We start from the raw sequence: 6,378 nt of genomic DNA, 5'->3' as shown, positions 1-6,378 counted from the left end.
CGGCCCACGGATTCAAGCCTGCGTGAGGGCACACCGAAGCGTGAGCGAGGTGCCGAGTGGTGGGGCAAGAGCCCTTTGGTTACTTTGGGGCTTTTCCAAAGTGACCCGCCGTAAGGGCGGAACCCATCCCAGCCATCACCCAATAACGGATATTCCCCCTCCCTCCGATCCCCCAACACCCGAGCAAACACTCCATCCACAGGACTGCGCAACGCGTGCCCCGGATGGCAGTCGTGTTTGAAGCATCGGCCGGTGCCTGGTCGCAATGCTTCAGCCGCGATAACGCAACGCTTCCACCAGCAACGCAAACGCCGGCGAGGCCTGGCGCCGGCTCGGGTAGTACAGGTGAAAGCCGGCAAACGGTGCGCACCAGTCATCCAACACCGCGATCAAGCGACCGTCCGCCAAATACGGCGCCACCAGGTCTTGCGCAATGTAGCTCAGCCCAAAGCCATCCACGGCCGCCTTGAGCAACTGGTACACACCATTGAAAGTCACCTGGCCGGACACGCGCACATTCAGGCTTTCCGAGGCTTTGCGAAACTCCCATGCATACAAGCCGCCATTGGTAGGCAGGCGCAGGTTGTTGCATGCGTGGCCCGTGAGGTCGCGCGGCGTCGTCGGCCGTGGTCGGTTGGCAAAGTACGCCGGCGAACCCACGACGCGCATGCGCATGTCCGGCCCGATGCGGGTGGCGATCATGCCGTCGGCCACATCTTCGCCCAGGCGCACCCCGGCGTCGAAACCCTGGGCGGCGATGTCGACAAAGCCGTAGTCGCAGCAGACTTCGACGGCGATGTCGGGGTATTGCGCCAGAAACGGTTTGAGCACCGGCCAGAGGATGTGCTCCAGCGCATGGTCCATGGCGTTGATGCGAATCGTGCCGGAAGGCGTGTCGCGCAAATGACTCAGGCCTTCCAGACCAATCTGGATTTCATCGAAGTGCGGCCCGACAGTGTCGATCAGGTGCTGGCCGGCTTGTGTGGGCGACACGCTGCGCGTGGTGCGCGTGAGCAAGCGCAGCCCCAGACGGGCTTCGAGCGCCCGGATCGTATGGCTCAGCGCCGACTGTGACACCCCAAGTTTGGCCGCCGCCTTGGTAAAGCTGCGCGCACGCGCCACAGCCAGAAAGGCGAGCAGGTCATTGGCATTTTCCCTGAGCATTAGTGAGTCACTCTCATAAGTATATTCAGATTCTAGCGACTAATTATCTCAATGGCGTGCTGTTAGATTGAACCAACCCTTGAATTCAGCCGTTAAACAGGTGAACCCGCATGCTCAAACGCACACTCGGCAACAGCTCGCTTGAAGTCTCGGCCCTGGGCCTGGGCTGCATGGGCATGAGTTTCGGCTATGGCGCCCCGGCCGACGCCCGGCAGATGATCGCGCTGCTGCGCGGCGCGGTGGAGCAAGGCGTGACCTTCTTCGATACAGCCGAAGTCTACGGCCCGTTCACCAACGAGGCGTTGCTGGGCGAAGCGCTCGCGCCGTTGCGCGATCAGGTGGTGATCGCGACTAAATTCGGTTTCGCGCTCGACCCCTCCAGCAACGGGAAAGGGGCGGGCCTCAACAGCCGCCCCGAGCATATTCGCCTCGTAGCGGAAGCCTCGCTCAAACGCCTTAAAACCGATGTGATCGACCTGTTCTACCAACATCGGGTGGACCCCAACGTGCCCATCGAAGACGTGGCCGGTGCCGTGAAGGACTTGATCCAGGAAGGCAAGGTCAAGCATTTCGGGCTGTCGGAGGCGGGCGCGGCGACCATTCGCCGGGCTCACGCGGTGCAGCCGGTGACGGCCCTGCAAAGTGAATATTCGCTGTGGTGGCGCAAGCCTGAAACCGAAATCCTGCCATTGCTCGAAGAGCTGGGGATTGGCCTGGTGCCTTACAGCCCACTGGGCAAAGGGTTTCTGACCGGCAAATTCGACAGCCAAAGCACGTTTGACAGCAGTGATTTTCGCAGCAGCCTGCCACGTTTTACCCCGCAAGCCCTAAAGGCCAACCAGGCGCTGGTGGCGTTGTTGCGTGAGGTCGGGCAGCGCAAAAATGCCACGCCATCACAGATCGCCCTGGCCTGGTTATTGGCGCAAAAGCCGTGGATTGTGCCGATTCCGGGCACCACCAAAGCCGCGCGTCTGAGCGAAAACCTGGGGGCGGTGCAACTGCAACTGAGTGCACAAGAGCTTCAGGACCTGGACGTGGCCGCGTCCAGCATTCAGGTGGAGGGCGAGCGCTATCCCGAAGCCCTGGAAAAGATGACCGGCCTATGAAAACCCTCGCCGCCGCAGCGCTGTCGCTGTCATTGCTTGCCCAAGAAACCCGCGCACAGGAGACCCCAATGCTCACCATCACCCCGAATGGCTCGCAACCTTCAGCCCAAGGCCCGGCCGACTGGTTCACCGGCACCGTGCGCGTCGACGCACCCTTCAAAGGCACCGACGCCGCGCGTGTCAGTGGTGCCACGGTGACCTTCGAACCGGGCGCACGCACCGCCTGGCATACCCACCCTTTGGGACAGACGTTGATCGTCACCGCCGGTGCCGGGCTGGTGCAGGAATGGGGGCAGCCGGTGCGTGCCATCCGCCCCGGCGACACCGTGTGGATCGCCCCCGGCGTCAAGCATTGGCATGGCGCGACGCCGACTACTGCAATGACCCATATCGCGATTGCCGAAGTACTGGATGGCAAGGTGGTGGATTGGCTGGAACAGGTCAGTGATGGGCAGTACGCGCCGGCGCTGTGAGGTTAAACCTGCTCTGCTTCACGCAACTGCACACTCATGTCATCACAACTGCTCGCCCAGTCGCTCAGCCACTGCGGCATCGGCGGCGATTGCTCGGCCAACCCCAGCTCCCGCACAACATCTGCCGGGGGCAGGGTGCCTTTGGCTGAGCGAAACAGCCCGCGCATCACCACCACGCCCACCACCCGGCCCTTGCTGACGAAACGGTGCTCCATCAGGCTCCACTTGTGGTCCCAACCGAGCATTCGGGTGTGCACCTCGAAGACTTCGAACAACTTCAGTTCGCGGCGAAACTTGCCCCAGGTATCGCCCACGATCGGCAGCGCCTTGTTGCGCAAGGCCACGCGAAATGCGCCGGTACGCAGTACAAAATCCATCCGCGCCACATCGGCCAGGGAGAAATACCGGCCATTGGTGACATGCCGGTTCAAATCCAGGTCCAGGGGCCACACGCGCATGCGCACCACCGTGGTCTCCAGACCATGGGCCGGTTTGCGCCAGGGGCGACGGGACAGCATGTAGAGCAATCGAAACCAGAGATTCATAAACGCGCCAGACAGTTGATCAGTGGCAGCACTGTACGGGCGAGGAATCGGCTAAGGTAGGTGCGCAAATGACTTATTACATGCGAAAAGCGCAAACAGGCTCCTTTATGCACATCACTTTACTCCTGGCCGATCAATGCTCCGCCGCCAGCGCCACCCTGGCGCTGGAGATGCTCAGCGCGGCCAACCTGTTTGCCGAGCGCGCGCCATTCGAGATCGTCGTCGCGTCCCTGGATGGCCAGGCCGTGGACGCCTGGGGCGGGCAGCGTTTACAGGTGATGTGCTCGGCTGCCCAGGTTCTTCAAACCGACCTGATTCTGATCCCCGGCTTCCTTTTTACCCTTAAAGAGGCTTTGCCGAGCTTTCCCGCCTACGGGCCCTGGTTGCGCCAACAGCACGCCCAAGGGGCAGTGCTGGCGTCGATGTGCACGGCGGCGTTTCTGCTGGCCGAGACTGGCATGTTGCAGGGCCTGCGCGCCACCACCCACTGGGCGTTTGCCGAGTTTTTCCGGCGCCGTTACGCAGGCGTGGTGCTGGATGACACGCAGATCCTCTGCGAAGAAAACCGCGTGATCACCTGCGGTGGCGCCAGTGCCGCGATGGACCTGATGTTGCACCTGATCCGCCGTTTCGGTTCACCGGAGCTGGCGCATATCTGCGGCAAGTACTTGTTGATCGACAACGTGCGCACCGAACAGTCGGTGTACGCCATGTGGTCGTTACCCAAAAGCCACGGCGACGGCGAGGTCCTGCGGGTGCAACATTGGCTGGAGCAACAGTTTGCCCAGCCGTTGGTCATCGATGACGTGGCCCGGCGCTTCGGTTTCGGGGTGCGTAATTTCAAGCGTCGGTTCAAGGAAGCGACGGGGTTTACGCCTATCGCCTATGTGCAAACCCTGCGCCTGGAGCGCGCCAAGCAGATGCTGGAGTCAACGCGCATGACCCTCGAAAGCATCACCTACGCGGTAGGGTATGAAGACAGCAATTCGTTTCGCCGCCTGTTCCAGCAGCGCGTGGGGATGCTCCCGGCGGCGTATCGCAAGAAATTCCTCGCCACCGCGGGCTGATTCAGCGCCGCAGCTGCGCTTCACCTTCGATGCATGCCACCAGAAACTCCATCACCACCTTTACCGACGGCGAGCGACGCATGTCCGGGTACACCGTCAGCCAGATATCACGGACCGGCCCGTCGCCGGGCGTCGGCAACCTGGCCAGCAGCGGGTCGTGGTCGCCCACCAATGTTGGCAACACCACTGCGCCGACGTGCGCGCGTGCGGCCATCTGTTGAGTGATCAACTCGCTGGCCGCAAACACGATCGGGCGTTGGCCGCGCAGTTGGTGCAGCCATGCCTGTTGCGGCAAGTGATCACGGCTGCTGTCGTAGGCGATGAAGGTCCATTGGGCGGCAGGCAGCTGCGTGAACCCGGGCGCGCCATAAAGACCGAAGCGCACCACGCCGACCTTGCGGCGCACCAGCGCCTCTTCGTCGGGGCGCACCGTGCGCAGCGCGATATCGGCCTCGCCCTTGTCGAGCGCAGCCAGTTGGGTGGACGGTATCAGCACCAGATTCAGCTGCGGGTACTGGGCCCGCAACCGCGCTATGTGAGGCGCAAGGCAGTGGTTGGCGATGGATGGGGGGCAGCTGACCCGCACCGTCCCGGCCAGTTCGATGGAGGCTACCCGCGACAGGCGCAGCACGTCGGTGGCCATCTCGCCCATGCCCGCGGCCAGTTCGGCCAGCGCCAGGCCTTGAGCCGTGAGTGGCCGGCTGCGTGGCAGGCGGTCTACCAGTTTTACGCCGAGGGCTTTTTCCAGCGCATCGACGCGGCGCCCGACGGTGGCGTGTTCCACCTGCAACTCGCGGGCGGCCGCCGACAGCGACTGGGTGCGGGCCAGAACGGTGAAGTAATACAGATCCTGCCAATCGAACATCGGGTTATTTCCGCACAGAGGCTGGGAGGTGTTGGGGAATATTCCTACCGAGCGTGCCCTTTTACCATGGCCGCTTCCCAGTGCACACGGAGTTGTTCCCCGATGAAAGCCATCACCCTGCAAGCCTACGGCGGTCCCGAAGTCGCCCAATTGCGCCACGACGTTGAAAAACCCCAGGCCACACCGGGGCATGTGCTGGTCAAGGTGGCCTGCGCCGGGATCAATTTCATGGACATTCATACCCGCCAGGGCAAATACGCACACTCTTCGACGTACCCGGTGCGCCTGCCGTGCACCTTGGGCATGGAAGGCGCCGGCGTGGTGATTGAAGTCGGTCCGGGCGTCAGCCACCTGGCTGTGGGCGACCGCGTGGCCTGGTGCATCGCCTGGGGCGCGTATGCCGAGTATGCAAATGTGCCTGTCGAGAAAATTGCGCAGATCCCGAACGCAATCAGCTTCGATCAGGCCGCTGCGGCGATGTTTCAGGGCTGCACCGCGCACTACCTGATTGACGATGTGGCGCGTTTGCAGGCGGGCAGTACCTGCCTGGTTCATGCCGCGTCCGGCAGCATCGGCCAATTGCTGGTGCAGATGGCGCGTCAGTTGGGGGCAACGGTATTGACCACCGCCAGCACCGTCGAGAAATGTGCGATTGCCTTGCAGCAGGGCGCCCATCGAGCCTGGACCTATGACCGATTTGCCGATCAGGTACGGCAAGCCACGGGCGGGCGAGGGGTGGATGTGGTGTTTGATTGCGTCGGCAAAAACACCTTGCGTGAGAGTTTTCGCGCCTGTCGCACGCGCGGTTTGATCGTCAACTACGGCAATGTCTCGGGCTCGCTGACAGACCTGGACCCGATGGAATTGGGGGAGGCGGGCTCGTTGTTCCTGACGCGCCCACGGCTGGCTGACCACATGGCCGATGGCGCGACTGTGCAACGGCGTGCCAACGCCGTGTTCGCGGCAATGCTGGAAGGGACGCTGACAGTGGACATCGAAGGGCATTACAGCCTGGAGACGGTGCAGCAAGTCCATGCACGTATCGAGGCACGGCAGCAGATTGGCAAGGCGGTACTGTGGGTGGACCGCGACCTGCATTAACCGAAGGCGAAAAAAAACCGGCTGATCAGGCCGGTTTGGGGTGCCCCGCGAACAGTG

The 6,378-nt window shown here is 62.6% G+C and carries 7 protein-coding genes; 4 read left to right on the top strand and 3 right to left on the bottom strand.

The features are described 5' to 3' along the window. Positions 1-270 precede the first annotated feature (270 nt). Complete coding sequence (locus AACW30_RS21100; protein ID WP_124417061.1) at positions 271-1,164, bottom strand: LysR family transcriptional regulator; 894 nt, start codon at positions 1,162-1,164, stop codon at positions 271-273. Between the two features lie 110 nt (positions 1,165-1,274). Between AACW30_RS21100 and AACW30_RS21095 the strand changes: the two genes are divergently transcribed. Beyond that, the gene (locus AACW30_RS21095; protein ID WP_200625651.1) at positions 1,275-2,270 is read left to right on the top strand and encodes an aldo/keto reductase; all 996 of its coding nucleotides are present in this window, start codon (positions 1,275-1,277) and stop codon (positions 2,268-2,270) included. Beyond that, positions 2,267-2,743: a (R)-mandelonitrile lyase gene (locus AACW30_RS21090; RefSeq protein WP_106580729.1), complete on the top strand. Its 477-nt coding sequence runs from the start codon at positions 2,267-2,269 to the stop codon at positions 2,741-2,743. Before AACW30_RS21095 ends, AACW30_RS21090 begins: the two co-directional genes overlap by 4 nt. 2 nt (positions 2,744-2,745) lie before the next feature. On the opposite strand, the gene AACW30_RS21085 is transcribed toward AACW30_RS21090, so the two are convergent. Next, positions 2,746-3,288, bottom strand: a complete 543-nt coding sequence (locus AACW30_RS21085; protein ID WP_106580728.1) for an acyl-CoA thioesterase — start codon at positions 3,286-3,288, stop codon at positions 2,746-2,748. Positions 3,289-3,395: 107 nt separating this feature from the next. Here AACW30_RS21085 and AACW30_RS21080 point away from each other — a divergent pair, with 107 nt between their 5' ends. After that, on the top strand, positions 3,396-4,355 hold the full coding sequence (locus AACW30_RS21080; protein WP_200625650.1) for a GlxA family transcriptional regulator: 960 nt from the start codon (positions 3,396-3,398) through the stop codon (positions 4,353-4,355). A gap of 1 nt (position 4,356) precedes the next feature. On the opposite strand, the gene AACW30_RS21075 is transcribed toward AACW30_RS21080, so the two are convergent. Beyond that, positions 4,357-5,220, bottom strand: coding sequence for a LysR family transcriptional regulator (locus tag AACW30_RS21075; protein WP_200625649.1), 864 nt, complete (start codon positions 5,218-5,220; stop codon positions 4,357-4,359). Positions 5,221-5,322: 102 nt separating this feature from the next. On the opposite strand from AACW30_RS21075, the gene AACW30_RS21070 reads away from it, so the two are divergent. Beyond that, on the top strand, positions 5,323-6,321 hold the full coding sequence (locus AACW30_RS21070) for a quinone oxidoreductase family protein (protein ID WP_200625648.1): 999 nt from the start codon (positions 5,323-5,325) through the stop codon (positions 6,319-6,321). Positions 6,322-6,378: the final 57 nt, after the last annotated feature.

This window comes from Pseudomonas sp. MF6747 (genome assembly GCF_963890955.1).
In the GTDB taxonomy this organism is placed as follows: Bacteria; Pseudomonadota; Gammaproteobacteria; order Pseudomonadales; family Pseudomonadaceae; genus Aquipseudomonas.
This window is presented reverse-complemented; position numbering and strand designations above follow the sequence as displayed.